19 protein-coding genes are annotated in these 15,705 nt (G+C 67.4%); 17 read left to right on the top strand and 2 right to left on the bottom strand.

Translation table 11 applies throughout. From position 1 onward, the window contains the following. The first annotated feature begins 60 nt into the window (after positions 1 to 60). From folE to NBRGI_RS30655, 16 genes are all read left to right on the top strand, one after another. Positions 61 to 666 (top strand): GTP cyclohydrolase I FolE, encoded by a 606-nt coding sequence (gene folE, locus NBRGI_RS30730; RefSeq protein ID WP_029900688.1) that lies wholly within the window; start codon positions 61 to 63, stop codon positions 664 to 666. Positions 667 to 751: 85 nt separating this feature from the next. Then, a complete protein-coding gene (gene folP, locus NBRGI_RS30725) occupies positions 752 to 1,630 on the top strand; it encodes a dihydropteroate synthase (RefSeq protein WP_029900687.1) in 879 nt (292 codons plus the stop codon). After that, positions 1,627 to 2,064 (top strand): dihydroneopterin aldolase, encoded by a 438-nt coding sequence (folB, locus tag NBRGI_RS30720; protein WP_228832948.1) that lies wholly within the window; start codon positions 1,627 to 1,629, stop codon positions 2,062 to 2,064. Before folP ends, folB begins: the two co-directional genes overlap by 4 nt. Next, entirely contained in the window at positions 2,061 to 2,603 is a 543-nt protein-coding gene (gene folK, locus NBRGI_RS30715) for a 2-amino-4-hydroxy-6-hydroxymethyldihydropteridine diphosphokinase (protein WP_029900685.1), read from the top strand. The genes folB and folK overlap by 4 nt, the downstream gene beginning before the upstream one ends. After that, complete coding sequence (locus tag NBRGI_RS30710) at positions 2,600 to 3,076, top strand: DUF3180 domain-containing protein (protein WP_014981273.1); 477 nt, start codon at positions 2,600 to 2,602, stop codon at positions 3,074 to 3,076. The genes folK and NBRGI_RS30710 overlap by 4 nt, the downstream gene beginning before the upstream one ends. A gap of 70 nt (positions 3,077 to 3,146) precedes the next feature. Beyond that, positions 3,147 to 4,190 (top strand): DUF6779 domain-containing protein, encoded by a 1,044-nt coding sequence (locus NBRGI_RS30705; RefSeq protein WP_029900684.1) that lies wholly within the window; start codon positions 3,147 to 3,149, stop codon positions 4,188 to 4,190. Positions 4,191 to 4,520: 330 nt separating this feature from the next. Continuing rightward, positions 4,521 to 5,522: a Rossmann-like and DUF2520 domain-containing protein gene (locus NBRGI_RS30700; RefSeq protein ID WP_200882248.1), complete on the top strand. Its 1,002-nt coding sequence runs from the start codon at positions 4,521 to 4,523 to the stop codon at positions 5,520 to 5,522. Then, positions 5,522 to 6,451 (top strand): pantoate--beta-alanine ligase, encoded by a 930-nt coding sequence (panC, locus tag NBRGI_RS30695; protein ID WP_029900682.1) that lies wholly within the window; start codon positions 5,522 to 5,524, stop codon positions 6,449 to 6,451. Before NBRGI_RS30700 ends, panC begins: the two co-directional genes overlap by 1 nt. Before the next feature lie 25 nt (positions 6,452 to 6,476). Further along, on the top strand, positions 6,477 to 6,899 hold the full coding sequence (panD, locus tag NBRGI_RS30690; protein ID WP_014981277.1) for an aspartate 1-decarboxylase: 423 nt from the start codon (positions 6,477 to 6,479) through the stop codon (positions 6,897 to 6,899). 18 nt (positions 6,900 to 6,917) lie between these two features. Then, positions 6,918 to 7,715, top strand: a complete 798-nt coding sequence (locus NBRGI_RS30685) for a type III pantothenate kinase (protein WP_029900681.1) — start codon at positions 6,918 to 6,920, stop codon at positions 7,713 to 7,715. A 182-nt stretch (positions 7,716 to 7,897) separates the two neighbouring features. Further along, positions 7,898 to 8,521 (top strand): cysteine dioxygenase, encoded by a 624-nt coding sequence (locus NBRGI_RS30680; RefSeq protein ID WP_148311002.1) that lies wholly within the window; start codon positions 7,898 to 7,900, stop codon positions 8,519 to 8,521. 8 nt (positions 8,522 to 8,529) lie between these two features. Next, positions 8,530 to 8,952, top strand: a complete 423-nt coding sequence (locus tag NBRGI_RS30675) for a rhodanese-like domain-containing protein (protein ID WP_029900679.1) — start codon at positions 8,530 to 8,532, stop codon at positions 8,950 to 8,952. Positions 8,953 to 9,250: 298 nt separating this feature from the next. Next, on the top strand, positions 9,251 to 10,750 hold the full coding sequence (gene lysS, locus NBRGI_RS30670; protein WP_029900678.1) for a lysine--tRNA ligase: 1,500 nt from the start codon (positions 9,251 to 9,253) through the stop codon (positions 10,748 to 10,750). Between the two features lie 115 nt (positions 10,751 to 10,865). Next, positions 10,866 to 11,225: a histone-like nucleoid-structuring protein Lsr2 gene (locus tag NBRGI_RS30665; protein WP_029900677.1), complete on the top strand. Its 360-nt coding sequence runs from the start codon at positions 10,866 to 10,868 to the stop codon at positions 11,223 to 11,225. Between the two features lie 296 nt (positions 11,226 to 11,521). After that, positions 11,522 to 12,082: an FHA domain-containing protein gene (locus NBRGI_RS30660; RefSeq protein WP_014981283.1), complete on the top strand. Its 561-nt coding sequence runs from the start codon at positions 11,522 to 11,524 to the stop codon at positions 12,080 to 12,082. 129 nt (positions 12,083 to 12,211) lie between these two features. Continuing rightward, positions 12,212 to 12,805, top strand: coding sequence for an anthrone oxygenase family protein (locus NBRGI_RS30655; protein ID WP_029900675.1), 594 nt, complete (start codon positions 12,212 to 12,214; stop codon positions 12,803 to 12,805). Positions 12,806 to 12,872: 67 nt separating this feature from the next. Here the strand turns inward: NBRGI_RS30655 and NBRGI_RS30650 are convergent, their stop codons facing one another. After that, positions 12,873 to 14,018, bottom strand: a complete 1,146-nt coding sequence (locus NBRGI_RS30650; protein WP_029900674.1) for a DUF6545 domain-containing protein — start codon at positions 14,016 to 14,018, stop codon at positions 12,873 to 12,875. Positions 14,019 to 14,028: 10 nt separating this feature from the next. Further along, on the bottom strand, positions 14,029 to 14,526 hold the full coding sequence (locus NBRGI_RS30645; RefSeq protein ID WP_051728157.1) for a hypothetical protein: 498 nt from the start codon (positions 14,524 to 14,526) through the stop codon (positions 14,029 to 14,031). Positions 14,527 to 14,729: 203 nt separating this feature from the next. Between NBRGI_RS30645 and NBRGI_RS30640 the strand changes: the two genes are divergently transcribed. Continuing rightward, positions 14,730 to 15,668 carry an esterase/lipase family protein gene (locus tag NBRGI_RS30640; protein ID WP_029900672.1) on the top strand — a complete coding sequence of 313 codons (939 nt, stop codon included), beginning with the start codon at positions 14,730 to 14,732 and terminating at the stop codon, positions 15,666 to 15,668. The last annotated feature ends 37 nt before the right edge of the window (positions 15,669 to 15,705 follow it).

Here is a 15,705-nt window from a genome sequence, read left to right as displayed (position 1 = left end):
CTCGGCGCTCACGCCCTCGCCGATCCGGACGGTGCCGCGGAAAACGGGTCGGGCAACGGTGTGACCGGCCGTGAGCTGGTCGCGCTCGAGACCGGTAAGCCGTTCGACCAGGCCAGAGCCGAAGCCGCGGTCCGGGAGTTGCTGCTCGCGGTCGGCGAGGATCCGGACCGGCCGGGACTGGTCGACACCCCCGCGCGGGTCGCCCGCGCCTATCGCGAGATGTTCGCCGGGCTCTACGTCGAACCGGACGCGGTCCTGAACACCACGTTCGACGAGGGGCATCAGGAACTCGTGCTGGTCCGCGATATCCCGATGTACTCCACCTGTGAACACCACCTGGTCTCGTTCCACGGTGTCGCGCACGTCGGGTACATCCCCGGCAAGCACGGCCGGGTCACCGGGCTGTCCAAGCTGGCCCGCGTGGTCGATCTCTACGCCAAGCGTCCGCAGGTCCAGGAACGGCTGACCAGTCAGATCGCCGACGCCGTCATGCGCAAGCTGGATCCGCGCGGCGCGATCGTGGTGGTCGAGGCCGAGCATCTCTGCATGGCGATACGCGGTATCCGCAAGCCCGGCGCGAGCACCACCACCTCGGCGGTGCGCGGCCTGCTGCAGTCGAGCCCGTCTTCGCGTGCCGAGGCCCTCGACCTCATTCTGCGCAAGTGAGCGGATCTCGGATGATCGTGCGCGCGCTCCGGCGGACGAGCCACCGGCTCGGCGCGACGGCCGGTGTCCGGTGTGAGGCAGCATCATGAACTTCGCGCGCGACGGCCGCCACTGCGTGGTGATGGGCGTCGTCAACGTGACCAGCGACTCGTTCTCCGACGGCGGGCGCTATCTGGATCCGGACGTCGCGATCGCGCACGGCGTCGAGCTGTACGCGGCGGGCGCCGACATCATCGACGTCGGCGGCGAATCCACCCGGCCGGGTGCGGTGCGAGTCGATCCGGACACCGAGGCGGGCCGGGTGGTGCCGGTGATCCGCGGCCTGGTCGCCGCGGGCGTGCCCACCAGCGTCGATACCATGCGAGCCCGGGTAGCCGAGGCCGCGCTGGTGGCCGGGGTGTCGGTGGTGAACGACGTGTCCGGCGGTCGCGCCGATCCCGATATGGTGAAAGTCGTTGCCGCGGCCGAGGTCCCGTGGATCCTGATGCACTGGCGGGCCGGCGCCGACTACCGGCACACCGGCCCGGCCGATCACTACGACGACGTGGTCGCCGAGGTGCGCGCCGAACTCGCCGGTCAGGTCGACCTCGCGGTCGCCGCGGGAGTGGACCCGGCGCGGCTCATTCTCGACCCCGGGCTCGGCTTCGCCAAGAACGCCGAGCACAACTGGGACCTGCTCGGCGCGCTCCCCGAACTGGTCGGGGCCGGTCTGCCGGTGCTCATCGGCGCCTCGCGCAAACGCTTCCTCGGCGCGCTGCTCGCCGACGACTCGGGTCCGCGCCCGCCGGACGGGCGCGAGACCGCCACCGCGACGATTTCGGCGCTGGCCGCCATGCACGGCGCGTGGGGGGTGCGCGTGCACGACGTGCGTGCCTCGCTGGACGCCATCACCGTTACCGACGCCTGGCAGCGCGCGGCCGCGGCACGCGCGGGCAGGCCGAGCTCGCTAGGAGCGCATCGATGAGTGGAACCAGGACCGATGCCGCGCGCCCAGTGGCACAGCAGGATTCGCCGATCGGCCGCGGTGCGACCCGGATCGAACTGCGCGGCCTGCGCGCGTTCGGCTATCACGGGGTGTTCGAGCACGAGCGGCGCGACGGCCAGGAGTTCGTCGTCGATTTGACCGTGTGGGTGGATTTCGCGCGCGCCGTTGCCACCGACGACATCGTCGACACGGTGCATTACGGCGAACTGGCCGACAATGCCGTGCGGATCATCGAGGGCCCGCCCCGCAATCTCATCGAGACCGTGGTGTCCGAGATCGCCGACGACGTGATGACCGATCCGCGGATCACCGCGGTCGAGGTGGTGCTGCACAAGCCGTCCGCGCCCATCCCGCACACCTTCGCCGACGTCCGGGTCGTCGCCGCGCGGCACCGCGAGGAGCAGCAGGAATGAGTCGCGCCGTCCTGTCCATCGGTTCGAACCTGGGGGACCGGCTCGCGCATCTGCGCAGCGTGGTGCACGGCTTCGCCGACCAGGTCGTCGCGGTCTCACCGGTCTATTCGACCGCGCCATGGGGCGGAGTCGAGCAGGACGACTATCTCAACGCCATTGTCGTGGCCGAGGATCCACAGCTCGGCTGCCTGGACTGGCTGCGCCGCGGTCAGGCCCTCGAGCAGGCCGCCGAGCGGGTCCGCGAAGTGCGCTGGGGCCCACGGACGCTCGATGTCGACGTGATCTGGTGCGCCGAACGGTCCGGGGACGGATTCGTGGCGCGTTCCAGCACCGACCCGGTGCTCACACTGCCGCACCCGCAGGCGCACCGGCGGGCCTTCGTTCTTATTCCGTGGCTGGATCTCGAACCGGACGCGACCCTCCAGGTCGACGGCGGCCCGCGGCGAATCGCCGACCTGCTGGCCGAGCTGCCCGCGGCCGACCGCGCGGACGTGCACCGGACCGATCTCGTGCTGACCGCCGAAGGGCCGGTCAGATGAAACTGAAACCGACGCGCGTCCTGGACCTGGTCGCGAACGTGGTGATCGCCGCGATCGTCGCCTGGATCGCGACGCGGATGGCCTACAACAGTTTTCCGCCGATCTCGATCTTCGCGGGCGCCTCGTTGTATCCGGTGGCCGCGATCGAGGCGGTGCTGGCGTTCGTGATCCGGTCCCGGGTCAACGACAACGACCTCGGCAACGGCAGGCATCAGCTGCATCCCATCACCGCCGCCCGTGCGGTCGCGCTGGCCAAGGCCTCGTTGCAGGTCGGTTCGATCGCCGCGGGTGTCTGGCTCGGCTTCCTCTGCTGGGTCTTCCCACAGCGCGGCACGCTCGGCGCGGCCGCGGCGGACAGTCCCGGGGCGATCGTCGGGATGCTGGCGGGGGTGGCTTTGGTTGCTGCGGCCCTGTGGCTCGAGTATTGCTGCCGGGCGCCGGAGGACCCGACCGACGATCCCGCAACTACTTAGCAAATATTATCGGCGGAATCACCGGACGAGACTGTGGGCGTGGCGAGACGATCAAGCTACCCTGGCGTGCATGGTTTCACCCTCCCGTACCAGCACTTCCCGTCGCCGACGGGAAGACGCGGGAAAATTCTTCATCGGCGTGTTGATTCTGCTCGGGCTGGTTGCCAGCGTTTTCCTGATCTTCAGCAACAGCCTGCAGTATGTACGGATCGGTCTGGTGGCGGCGCTCTGGGCGGCCGTCATCGGTGCATTGGCCGCGACGAGGTACCGCAAAGAAGCGACGATCGACAAAGCCAAGGTGCGCGACCTGCAGACGGTCTATGAGTTGCAGCTCGAGCGGGAGGTCACCGCGCGCCGCGAATTCGAACTCGGGCTCGAGGCCCGGGTGCGGGAGGAAGTGGGCGCCGACGCCGCCGAACTGGCCGCGTTGCGCGCCGAACTCACCGTGCTCCGGCAGAGTCTGCAGCGCCTTTTCGACGGTGACCTGCTGATGGAGCGGCCCGCGTTGCGCGCCGACGCGACCCGGATCCAGGAGCTGACGAGCGCCGTCGGCGACCCGGCGAACAATAGCTCCACGAATGCCGGCGTCTGGTCCTACGGCCCGAACCAGCAACCACGCAGCAGCGTGACCCCGGTCTTCGCCCCCGATCACCCCGAGGCGCCGGCTTTCGCCAGCCCCTTCGACGACCCGGTCACCGCAGAGACCTCGGTGGTCTCCCTCGACGACGAGACCGACGCCGAGATCACCGACATCGATATCGCCGCCGAGCCCGTCGAACCGTCCGAGCCCGACGACGAGGACGCCGCCCCCGCGTCCCACGGCTGGGCTGACGCCTTCACCGAGGGCCCGGTCGTCGAGCAAAACCCCGACCCCGCGCCGCCGTCGGCCCCCGCACCCAAGCCGGCGGTCACCCCATGGCCGGTCGCATCTACACCGTCGACCCGCCCCTCCGCCTGGCCGACCACGACGTCCCCGACCGTCGGCACCGCCAGCTCCCGCCGCCGCAGGCGCGCCGAATCCGACACCGACTCCGGCACCCCCGAACGCCGACTCTCGGTCGCCGAAATCATGGCCAACCTCCAATCGGAAGAACAAAGCCGCGACCGCCGATAAGTCACGCGACCGCCGACAAGTCACGCGACCGCCGATAAGTTACGCGACCATAGGTAAACCCTCCCGCTCGGAAGAGCAGAGCCAGAGCACCCCCGGAACAACCTGGCGACGTCGAACTCAGGCGCAACTTTCTCTCCCCGACAGCACCCCAACGGAGCGAGTCTTACGAGCGAGGCCCACCCGCCACCCGACCGCCACCCCTCACTGAATCGCTCCGCGATGCTGAAACATGGGGCCGCGAACAACGCCGCGCCCGCGCGGCCAAAAGCGCTGCGGCGAATATCACTGGCCGGGGGCGTGGCATCGGGAAACGCTGGGCCGATATTCTCGATGGCGAAACGTCCGGTACCCGCACGGCGGGACTGGAACGACATCGAGAGGACAACGTTGACCTCGAGAAGCGTTAATTCTGACGACGCGCCTTCGAGTTACGACCCTGCTCCCGCACGCCTCACGGTAGGCGTCGTCTCGGCGGGCCGGGTGGGCTCGGCACTGGGTGTCGCACTCGAGCGAGCCGGACATGTGGTGTTCGGTACCGCGGCCATTTCCGATGCGTCGGTGCACCGGGCGCGGACCCGGTTGCCGGATTCGGAGATTCTCCCGGTCGAGGATGTGGCTGTGCGCAGCGAGTTGCTGCTGCTCGCGGTGCCCGATACCGAGCTCGCAGGTCTGGCGCGCGGTTTGGCTGCGGCGAAGGCGGTCCGGCCGGGCACCATCGTCGCGCACACCTCGGGCGCGAACGGCATCGCTGTGCTCGCCCCGCTGGCCGAGGTCGGCGCGCTGCCGCTGGCTATTCATCCCGCGATGACCTTCACCGGGCACGACGAGGACATCAGCCGGCTCGGCAACGCGTGTTTCGGCATCACCGCCGCCGACGAGATCGGCTATGCCATCGCGCAGGCGCTGGTGATCGAGATGGGCGGCGAGCCGGTGCGGGTGCCGGAGGAGCATCGCGCGCTGTATCACGCCGCGCTCGCGCACGGCAGCAATCACCTGGTCACGGTGATCGTGGACGCGGTGGCCGCGTTGCGCGTCGCACTCTCGGGGCCCGGCCTGCTCGGGCAGCAGGTGGTCGATGAGCAGCCGAACGGGCTGGCCGAGCGACTGCTGGCCCCGCTGGCGTCGGCCGCGCTGGACAACGCGTTGCGGCGTGGTCAGTCCGCGCTGACCGGTCCGGTCGCGCGCGGTGACGCCGATGCGGTGGCCGCGCATCTGCGCGCGCTCGAATCCGTCGATCCCCGCTTGGCCGAGGGCTACCGCGCGCTGTCGCTGCGCACCGCCGAACGGGCAGGCACCAATCCCGCTGTCATCGAGCTGCTGAAAGGGCGCTGATGTTCGATCCGAAATTACGTGGCGCCTTCAAGCCGGGCGAGCTGACCGTGCACCACGATCCGGCCGTGCTCACCCAGGTGTCCAACGCGCTGCGCGGGGTGGGCCGCACCGTCGCGTTGGTCCCGACGATGGGCGCGCTGCACGAGGGCCATCTGGAGATCGTGCGCCAGGCCAAGAAGACCAACCAGGTCGTGATCGTCTCGATCTTCGTCAATCCGCTGCAGTTCGGCGCGAACGAGGATCTGGACAAGTACCCGCGCACCCTGGACGCCGATGTGGCGCTGCTGCGCGCGGAGGGCGTCGAGCTGGTGTTCGCGCCGAGCGTGTCCGATATGTACCCGGACGGCCCGCGCACCACCGTGCAGCCGGGCCCGATCGGCGGGGAGCTCGAAGGGGCAAGCAGGCCGACTCATTTCGCGGGCATGCTGACCGTCGTCGCGAAGCTGCTGCAGATCGCCAGGCCGACCGAGGTGTATTTCGGCGAGAAGGACTATCAGCAGCTGACGCTGATCCGGCAGCTGGTCCGCGACCTGAACTTCGACGTCAAGATCAAGCCCGTGGTGACCGTGCGCGAGCCGGATGGGCTGGCCATGTCCTCTCGTAACCGGTTTCTCGATGCGGCGCAACGGGAATCGGCGCTCGCGTTGTCGGCCGCGCTGGCGGCGGGCAAGCACGCGGGCGGTCTCGGCGCCGAGGCGGTGCTCGCCGCGGCCCGTCAGGTGCTCGACGCCGCGGCCGGTGTCGACGTCGACTATCTCGAATTGCGTTCTGCCAACCTGGAACCCGCCCCTGTAACCGGTAACGCTCGGTTGCTCGTCGCCGCCAGGGTCGGCCAGACCCGGCTGATCGACAACACCGCCGTCACCCTCGGCGCTCCGATCGACGGCCATCCCAACGTTTCCGCCACCCGGACCTCCCAGCCCGCCTGAGCCGCACCAACGAAAGGGCGACGCCATGCTGCGCACCATGATGAAGTCGAAGATCCACCGCGCCACGGTGACCCACGCCGATCTGCACTACGTCGGTTCGGTCACGGTCGACCAGGACCTGCTCGATGCCGCCGATCTGCTGGAGGGCGAGCAGGTCTGCATCGTCGACATCGATAACGGCGCTCGCCTGGAGACCTATGTCATCGCGGGTGAACGCGGTTCGGGCGTGATCGGAATCAACGGCGCCGCCGCTCATCTGGTGCACCCCGGCGATCTCGTCATTCTGATCGCCTACGGCCAGATGAATGAGCAGGAAATCGCGGAATACGACCCGAAGGTGGTTTTCGTGGACGAGCGCAATCGACCGGTGGAACTCGGTTCGGACCCCGCGCACGCGCCCGAGGGCTCCGGATTGACCTCGCCGCGATCCCTGTCCTTCGCGGGCTGAGCAACCGGCGGGCATGAGATGCTGCTGACGATCGACGTCCGCAATACCCATATCGTTCTCGGCCTTTTCTCGGGCAGCGGCGCGCATTCGAAACTGGTGCGGCACTGGCGGATTCATACCAACCCGTTACTGACCGCCGATGAATTCGCCATGCAGGTGCGCGGCCTGATCGGCGCGCAGCTGGACGAGGTGATCGGAGTTTCCGCGCTGTCCACGGTGCCGCCGGTGCTGCGGGAACTGCGCACCATGCTGACCCAGTATTGGGCGCATGTGCCGCACGTGCTGGTGGAACCGGGGGTGCGCACGGGCATTCCGCTGCTGGTGGACAACCCGAAAGAGGTGGGCGCGGACCGGATCGTGAACTGTCTGGCCGCCTATCAGCATTATTCGTCGCCGACGATCGTCGTCGATTTCGGCACGGCCATCTGCGTCGATCTCGTGTCGGGTAAGGGCGAGTTCCTCGGCGGCATCATCGCGCCCGGGGTGGAGATTTCGATGGAGGCCGTGGTCGAACGCACCGCGATGCGCCGGGTCGAGCTGACCAGACCGCGTTCGGTGGTCGGCAAGAACAGCATGGAATGCATGCAGTCCGCGGCGGTCTTCGGTTTCGCCGGGATGGTGGACGGACTGGTGGACCGGATTCGAGACGAGTTCGAGGCTTTCGCCGGCGACGATGTCGCGGTGGTGGCGACCGGCCCGAGCGCGCCGTTGATCGTCCCGGAATCCGAAACGATCGAAGATCACGACCCCTATCTGACGTTGACCGGCTTGCGTCTCGTATACGAGCGCAACCAACGGCGCAAGGGCGCCGCCTGAGTTCCGGGTGTCGGATTCGTCGCACCGGAACGGACTTGCCGAGTCCGCGTCCGGTACTGATACACTCACCGCTGTGTATTTCCGCGTGCGCACCCAGGAGTGTTGTCGAGGCTGATCTGGCCTCGACCGTTCGAGGCTGACCATCTGCCCTCGACCGTTCACCAACTCCTGGAGATTCGCTCATGCGTTCTTCTGTTCTTTCCCTTTCCTCCGCACGTGACGACTTTTCGGCTACCCCGCCGCTCGATCGTGCCGTGGCTTCCGCATTACCGACGCGGCTGCGTCCCGCCGATCTGTTGCGGTTGACCGACGAAGGCGCCGAAGACGTACTGGCCGGTCGATACGACCACCTGCTGCCCGCGAATGGCAGTTGGCCCGCCGATGAACGCTGGGCGGCCCGGCTGCTCGCCGATGACGAGGTGGATGTCTGGCTGATCAGCTGGACGCCGGGGAAATCCACCGAATTGCACGATCACGCCGGCTCGCTGGGTGCGTTGACCGTGCTCAGTGGTGCGCTTTCGGAATTTCGCTGGAACGGCACCGAACTGCGCCGCCGCATCCTCACCGCCGGCGATCAGGCGTCGTTTCCGATCGGCTGGGTGCACGATGTGATGCGCGCCCCCGCTCAATCCGTGACCAGCACCGTCGACGCCGCCGCGGCGGACCCGGCACTGCTCGAACCGACGCTCAGCGTGCACGCGTATTCGCCGCCGCTCACCGCCATGTCCTATTACGAGGTCACCGGCCACGGCACTCTGCGGCGCTCCCGAACCGTTCTCACCGACCAGCCCGAAGGTGATATGTGATGGAACATTTGACTATCGATCAGATGCTCGACAACGCCCGGGCGCAACTGACCCGGATCTACGCTTTCGAATTGCCGAAGGCCCTCGCCCGTGGCGCGATTCTGGTCGACATCAGGCCGCAGGCGCAGCGGGTGCGCGAAGGCGCCCTGCCGGGCGCGCTGGTGATCGAGCGGAATGTGCTGGAATGGCGGCTCGATCCGTCGAGTTCCGCGCGCCTGGCCCTGGCCACCGATCACGAGATCGAATGGATCATCGCCTGCTCGGAGGGCTATACGTCCAGTCTCGCCGCGGCCTCGCTGCAGCAACTGGGATTGCGCCGGGCCACCGACCTGGTCGGCGGTTTCCACGCCTTGAAGGCGGCGGGACTGCTGCACATCGGAATGCGCGCGCCGCACTTCGCCCGCGAGGTCGCCGCGCTCGCCTCGCTGTAATTGCGGCGTAATCACTTCCAGCTCGAAAGATCCGGGCTGCCAAGAGTTCTCGCAGCTCGCCGCACCGTGACGGCTATTTCCGACCGTGCGGTATCGCACAAATCCGGCAGGTGCACCGGGCTGTTCCGATGCCGCCGGTGTTACCTCGCGCGTTAGTGCCGTTGCCGTGGCCTGCTCCGGACGCGGTACCGGGACGGGCGGCCCGCAAAACGATTTCCGATGCACGCTAGGGTTGTCGGATGTGAGCACCGCCAACACTTCCCCCTCCAGCGATCCCGCATCGGATTCGCGGCCTGCCGTGGCACCCGAGGCCGACGACGCCCCCGAGCAGATCCGGATTCGCAAGGAGAAGCGGGAACGGTTGCTCGCGGCAGGCGGTGACGCGTATCCCGTGGTGGTGCCGCGGACGCATACCCTCGCCGAAATTCGCGCCGCATATCCCGATCTCGCCGCCGACACCCAGACCGGCCTGCAGGCCGGTGTCGCCGGGCGCGTCATATTCATGCGTAATACCGGCAAACTGTGTTTCGCGACGCTGCAGGAGGGCGACGGCACCAAGTTGCAGGCGATGATCAGCCTGAACGGGGTCGGCGCGGACGCGCTGGCGGCCTGGAAGGCCGATGTGGACCTCGGTGACTTCGTTTTCGTGCACGGCGAGGTGATCTCCTCGCGAACCGGTGAATTGAGCGTCATGGCCGATTCCTGGTTCATGGCCGCCAAGTCGCTGCGACCGTTGCCGGTGGCGCACAAGGAGATGAACGAGGAGTCGCGGGTCCGGCAGCGCTATGTCGATCTGATCGTGCGACCCGAGGCCCGGGAAATGGCGCGCACCCGGATCGCGGTGGTGCGTGCGCTGCGTAACGCGCTCGAGCGCCGCGGTTTCCTCGAGGTGGAGACGCCGATGCTGCAGACGCTGCACGGCGGCGCGGCGGCCCGGCCGTTCGTCACGCATTCCAATGCCTTGGATATCGATCTCTACCTGCGTATCGCGCCGGAACTGTTCCTGAAGCGCTGTGTGGTCGGCGGACTCGAGCAGGTCTTCGAGATCAACCGGAACTTCCGCAACGAGGGTTCGGACTCCACGCATTCCCCCGAGTTCGCGATGCTGGAAACGTACCAGGCGTACGGAACCTACGACGACTCCGCGCGGATGACCCGGGAATTGGTGCAGGAAGTCGCTCAGGAGGTGTTCGGCACCCAGGTGGTGACCCTCGCCGACGGCACCGAATACGACCTGCGCGGTGAGTGGGCGACGGTGCAGATGTACCCGTCTCTCTCGGACGCCCTCGGCGTCTCCGTGACACCGGAAACTTCGATAGCCGAATTACGTGCGCTTGCCGATCGGGTCGGTCTGGAAATTCCCGAGGACAAGGGCTATGGGCACGGCAAACTTGTCGAGGAACTGTGGGAACACCAGTACGGCGACAAGCTGTACGCGCCGACTTTCGTGCGTGACTTCCCCGTGGAGACATCACCGCTCACCAGGCAACATCGGTCCACCGCGGGCGTCACGGAGAAGTGGGATCTGTATGTCCGTGGCTTCGAGTTGGCTACTGGCTATTCGGAGTTGGTGGATCCGGTGATCCAGCGCGAGCGCTTCGTGGATCAAGCCCGGCTGGCCGCCCAAGGCGACGACGAGGCCATGGCCTTGGACGAGGACTTCCTCGCCGCGATGGAGCACGGCATGCCGCCGACCACCGGTACCGGTATGGGAATCGATCGTCTCTTGATGGCGTTGACGGGTCTCGGAATCCGGGAAACAATACTGTTCCCAATTGTGCGACCGGTCACTCGCTGACGAGCTGATTGCAAAATCTCGGCCCCGTCTTGGAAATTTGGGAATTCGAGGTATTCTTGCCTCGGGTAATCGGCCTAGTATGCGGGTCGCACGATTTCGAGAGGACGTTCATCTCATGGCAAAGAAGGTCACCGTTAGCCTGATCGACGATGTCGATGGTGAGTCCATCGCGGACGAGACCATCGAGTTTGCGATCGACGGTGTGTCGTACGAGATCGACCTGTCGTCGGCAAATGCCGCGAAGCTGCGCGACGGGCTGGAGGAGTGGGTTTCGAGCGCGCGCCGCGTGAGTGGCCGGCGCCGGGTCAAGGCCGCCGCCACCGCGACGGGCGCCCCGAAGAGCCGGGTCTCGATCGACCGGGAACAAAGCGCGGCAATTCGTGAATGGGCACGTCGGAATGGGCACAAGGTGTCCGCGCGGGGCCGTATCTCCGCCGACATCACCGACGCGTACAACAAGGCCGCCAAGGGTTAGTTTCGTATTTTTCACACCGCCGCCCCCGCGAATCGTGCGACGTCGGGGCGGCGGTCTTGTATTTAGCGGTTGCGGTCGGCGTCGTCGTTCATAGGCAGCGGATATTGCCGCACCGACGGCGGACACGCGCTCCGGCGTGGCGCGCGGCTCGATCTTGCTCGTAGTTCCAGGACACGGCACCATGGAAACGTGCAACGGTCACTGGCGGTATGGAGAGGCGAGGTATCGGCGCAGTGACTGGATTCGTCGGATCATTTTTGCGATTCCAAGATGACACGGGACGGCAGCAGGAGTTCATGCTGACGCCCGAGCAGGAGCGCATCACGATCGGCCGCTCCCCGCAGGCCGACCTCGCCCTGTCCTGGGACGCCGAGGTGTCCCGTTTGCACGCCGCGATCGAATATCTCGGCGCCCAGTGGACCATCGTGGACGACGGTCTTTCGCGCAACGGCACTTTCGTCAACGGCGACCGACTGGTCGGCAGGCGCAGGCTGATGGCGGGGGATGTCATCCGGGTCGGCACCTCGCGGGTGTCCTTCCACGATTTCGGCGGCGTGGCCGACGACATCACCCGCACCTCCACCGGCTCCACGCCCACCACCAGCCAGCTCACCGATACCCAGCGCTCGGTGCTGATCGCGCTGTGCCGCCCGTACAAGAACGGTGCGGCCTTCGCCACCCCCGCGTCGAATCAGCAGATCGCCGAGGAGTTGTTCCTCAGCGTCGACGCGATCAAGACCCACCTGCGGGTGCTGTTCGGCAAATTCGGGGTGGAGGACCTGCCGCAGAACGCGAAACGGGTCCGCCTGGCGTTTCTGGCGATTCAAAGCGGCCTCATCTCCGACCGCGACCTGTGAGACTCCCGTAGACGATCGCTTAGCCGGCCGAGCTTCTCGGCCATGGATAGCCGTGTCCGAACCGGCTTGACTGAGAACCAGCAACCGGAGCGATGAGGGCTCCGGCCGGGTTTTCGCACAGGAGGAACAATGACCGCCGCACGTCTCATCGCCCTGGTGGTGGCCACCCTGGCCACGGGCCTGATCGCAGGCCTCTTCTACGGGTACGCGAACTCGGTGATGCCCGCGCTGAACCGCACCGACGACCGCACGATGATCGACGTGATGCAGAAGATCAACGTGGTCATCATCAATCCGGTCTTCATGATCGGGTTCCTCGGCACCGTCGGCTTCTCGATCCTCGCGGCGCTGCTGCACCTGGGTAAGGAACAGCGCACCGTGTTGCTCTGGATCGGTGTCGGCCTGGTGATCAACGTGATCGCCTTCGCGGTCACCTCCGGCCTGAACGTGCCGCTGAACAATCAACTCGCCGCCGCCGGTGACGTCTCCCAGATCGCCGATCTGGCCGCGGTGCGGGCCGATTTCGAATCCGTCTGGGTCCGCTGGAACATCGTCCGCGCGGTACTGCACACGCTGGCCTTCCTGGTGCTGTGCGGCGCGCTGTTCGTCGCGGGCAGCCAGCACGGCAAGGCGAACGCTGCGGGCTCGGCGGCGGCCGGACCGCAGGCGGCGCAGGGGCAGTTCCCCGGTCAGCCCGGTGTCGCGGCCTACCGTCAGGGCTGAGGGCAGCCGCCGCAACAGTTTCGATGACCCCCGTCCTCGCTCGACTTCAGGTCCGGCGGGGACGTTGTCATCGGGTGCCGCGGATCGCCTCGGCGGCTACGGCTTTGCGTGCCGGACCCCACCGCTTCGCCAGCTGGGTGAGTTCGGCGATTTCCCCCTCGACGTCCTCGGCGGACGAGGGCAGCGGCACCGTCGCCCCGACCGGCGCCACGCCACGCTGTTTCGCCGCGCAAGCCCGGGCCAGCTGGACGGCATACCGCGCCAACGGATCTCGGCTCGAAGGTGGTGCTGCCGGGGTAGCCAGGTCGTAGCGTGCCAGGATGCGCAGGCAGTCGCGGATCTCGATCACCGTGCGGTGCAGCAGGAATCGGCTGCCGAGGTCGGGCGCGACCGGATCGCGATAGACGCATTCGGGGCACGCGGCGGTCAGATCCGACCACAGCGGTAGCAACCGACGCCGGCATCGGGCCGGGTAGTCCAAGCCGACGCGGGCTCTGGCGTGCAGGACTACCGGAATGGCCATGACCGCGGCGAACAGCGTGAGCTGATAGAGCGCGAAGTCACGATCGGTGGCGATCTGAATCCTGGTGAAGACACTGGGTATTCCGTTCAACTGGTACGCGCACGAGAGCGGACCCCAGACGAAACCGAGGACGTGCAGGCCGACCACCCCGAGCGTCATGGCGGGCACGACGAGACCGCGTCGGTCGGTGCTCGCTCGTAGCTCCGCTAGACCGATCCGGACCAGCAGCGTGTCCATCCAGAAGATCAAGGGGCACAGCGAAAGCCAGAATCCGGTCGCGTGCCAGCCGACGTCCTGTTCGATCAGCAGGCCCGCGGCCCTCGCGCGGCTGCCGAAGGCCAGACCTATACCGCAGCAGACCGATGCGAAGCCGAGCAGCGCGGGCAGCGGATGACGCTCGCCGAGCACCGCGCCGAGCGTCACGATGGTGAGGGCCGCGACGAACACCAGCACACAGATCGTGAGCTGGAACAGCAGCGCCGCGGAGAGGCGGCCGCCCGAGGCCGTCGTCAGCCACCGCTGCCAGGTCAGTTCCCGCAGCGCGGCCGAGCAGGCCAGACCGGCGAGCACGAGGGTGCCCTGACGTTCGAGCAGCGTCGCGCGGAAGACGAGGGCCCGCACCGCCGCCAGCGCCAGCGCGCAGCCGACGATCGGCGCGGACAGCGCGGTGGGCCAGGACGAGTGCAGCACGCGGGGGCGCTCAGTCCCGGAAAAGCACTCGCCGCAGCGGGGATTCGAACGTCTCGGTCCGCGCCGTGGACATGATGAGCGAGGCGAACAGCTCGGCCTGCCGTTCGGCGAGATCGTCGTAGTCGCCGCGGTGCAGCACCCGCAGCACGGTCTCCGGTCGCACGTTGGGGAACAGGATCTGGACGGCCGCGTCCGGCGTGCTGGATCGTCGTCCGCCGTGTGCGAGCAGCAGGTGCCCCACCTCGTGCAGGATGATGTGATCGGCGTGGTACTCCGATCCGGTCGCGTCGTAGGCGATCACGACATCGTCGGCACGCTCGAGCACCAGCCCGCACGGCAGTTGCCCGGCCACCTCCGTTGCCAGCGGCAGCAGCCGAATCCGCTTGCCCACCAGCGCGGCAACCTGTTCGAGGAAGGTGTCGCGCTGCCAGGTGCGCGGCAACGCGAGCGTCCGCACCAACTGATGGACCTGTTCGGTCGCCGGATCTCGCTGTCTGAATCGCACCATGCCTCTTTGTTCGACCGCTGAGCCGCAATCGGACGTCGGGACAAAACAATCGCAGTCTGTGCCGAACTTTACCGGTCACCGCGGCGGCTCGACCAGAACGTTGCGGCCGTCCGCGCCGGGTCGGACCAACTTTCGCGACACGCCCCGACTGAGACACCTCCTGCGGTACTTTCTGTAACACGTTCTAGATCTGGAGGCCCACCGTGCGGCACATTCCCGGTTTTTCCTTACTCGTCGTCCTGCTCGCCGCGCTGTGTACGGTCACCGCGAGCCCCGCGCGAGCCGACTACCCGGTCGACTACAACTTCTTCGCGGGTATCCCGAACGAGCTGCTGAATCACGGGGGTTCGCTGCCCGGCAGCAACGACTGGTCCTGCCGCCCGAGCGCCGCGCATCCCAACCCGGTCGTGCTGGCGCACGGCACCGGCGGTGGCGCGCAGACCAATTGGGGCGTGTACGCCCCGCTGCTGGCCAATCAGGGCTACTGCGTGTATTCACTAACCTTCGGCGCCTACGACCTGCCGTGGCCGATCTCGGCCATCGGCGGGATGCTGCCCATCGAACAGAGCGGACCGCAGTTCGCCGCCTTCGTCGACCGGGTGCTCGCCGCCACCGGTGCGCAGCGGGTCGACATCATCGGGCACTCGCAGGGCAACCTGATCGGCAACTATTACGTCAAGCGGCTAGGCGGTGCGGACAAGGTCGACAAGCTGGTCGCCCTCGCGCCGCCGTGGCTCGGTTCCAATGTGCTTGCCACCGGCGATATCGCGGCCTTCAGCAAGCGACTGGGCGCCGGGCCCGCGTTCGATGCCATGGTCGGATCCCTGTGTCAGGCCTGCCGTCAGGCGGTGCGCGACTCGGACTTCCTGCTGGCGCTGAACGCCGACGGCGTCTACCACCCGAGCGTCACCTACACCAATATCGCGACCCGCTACGACGAGATCGTGGTGCCGTACACCGCCGGACTGGTGCCGGGGCCGAACGCCACGAATATCGTGGTGCAACAAGGGTGTTCGGACGACTACTCCGAGCACGCCGGTGTCGCGGGCAGCCCTCGCGCCGCGGCGTACGTGCTGAACGCACTGGACCCGGCGCACCCGGGTCCCGTGCCGTGCGAATTCATCCCGCCGTTCACCGGATAGGCGTACCGCTGCCCGCTCGACTCGGGCGGGCAGCGGT

This window comes from Nocardia brasiliensis IFM 10847 (assembly GCF_000710915.1).
GTDB classification, from domain to species: Bacteria; Actinomycetota; Actinomycetes; order Mycobacteriales; family Mycobacteriaceae; genus Nocardia; species Nocardia brasiliensis_A.
This window is presented reverse-complemented; position numbering and strand designations above follow the sequence as displayed.

Bases quoted from the DNA above. Each gene is read 5' to 3' on its own strand.
- NBRGI_RS30665 (WP_029900677.1), top strand. From the start codon at position 10,866: ATGGCAAAGAAGGTCACCGTTAGCCTGATCGACGATGTCGATGGTGAG.
- folB (WP_228832948.1), top strand. From the start codon at position 1,627: ATGAGTGGAACCAGGACCGATGCCGCGCGCCCAGTGGCACAGCAGGAT.
- NBRGI_RS30700 (WP_200882248.1), top strand. From the start codon at position 4,521: ATGGCGAAACGTCCGGTACCCGCACGGCGGGACTGGAACGACATCGAG.
- NBRGI_RS30645 (WP_051728157.1), bottom strand. From the start codon at position 14,526: ATGGTGCGATTCAGACAGCGAGATCCGGCGACCGAACAGGTCCATCAG.
- folK (WP_029900685.1), top strand. From the start codon at position 2,061: ATGAGTCGCGCCGTCCTGTCCATCGGTTCGAACCTGGGGGACCGGCTC.
- NBRGI_RS30655 (WP_029900675.1), top strand. From the start codon at position 12,212: ATGACCGCCGCACGTCTCATCGCCCTGGTGGTGGCCACCCTGGCCACG.
- panD (WP_014981277.1), top strand. From the start codon at position 6,477: ATGCTGCGCACCATGATGAAGTCGAAGATCCACCGCGCCACGGTGACC.
- NBRGI_RS30705 (WP_029900684.1), top strand. From the start codon at position 3,147: ATGGTTTCACCCTCCCGTACCAGCACTTCCCGTCGCCGACGGGAAGAC.
- folP (WP_029900687.1), top strand. From the start codon at position 752: ATGAACTTCGCGCGCGACGGCCGCCACTGCGTGGTGATGGGCGTCGTC.
- NBRGI_RS30710 (WP_014981273.1), top strand. From the start codon at position 2,600: ATGAAACTGAAACCGACGCGCGTCCTGGACCTGGTCGCGAACGTGGTG.
- NBRGI_RS30680 (WP_148311002.1), top strand. From the start codon at position 7,898: ATGCGTTCTTCTGTTCTTTCCCTTTCCTCCGCACGTGACGACTTTTCG.
- NBRGI_RS30660 (WP_014981283.1), top strand. From the start codon at position 11,522: ATGCTGACGCCCGAGCAGGAGCGCATCACGATCGGCCGCTCCCCGCAG.
- panC (WP_029900682.1), top strand. From the start codon at position 5,522: ATGTTCGATCCGAAATTACGTGGCGCCTTCAAGCCGGGCGAGCTGACC.
- NBRGI_RS30685 (WP_029900681.1), top strand. From the start codon at position 6,918: ATGCTGCTGACGATCGACGTCCGCAATACCCATATCGTTCTCGGCCTT.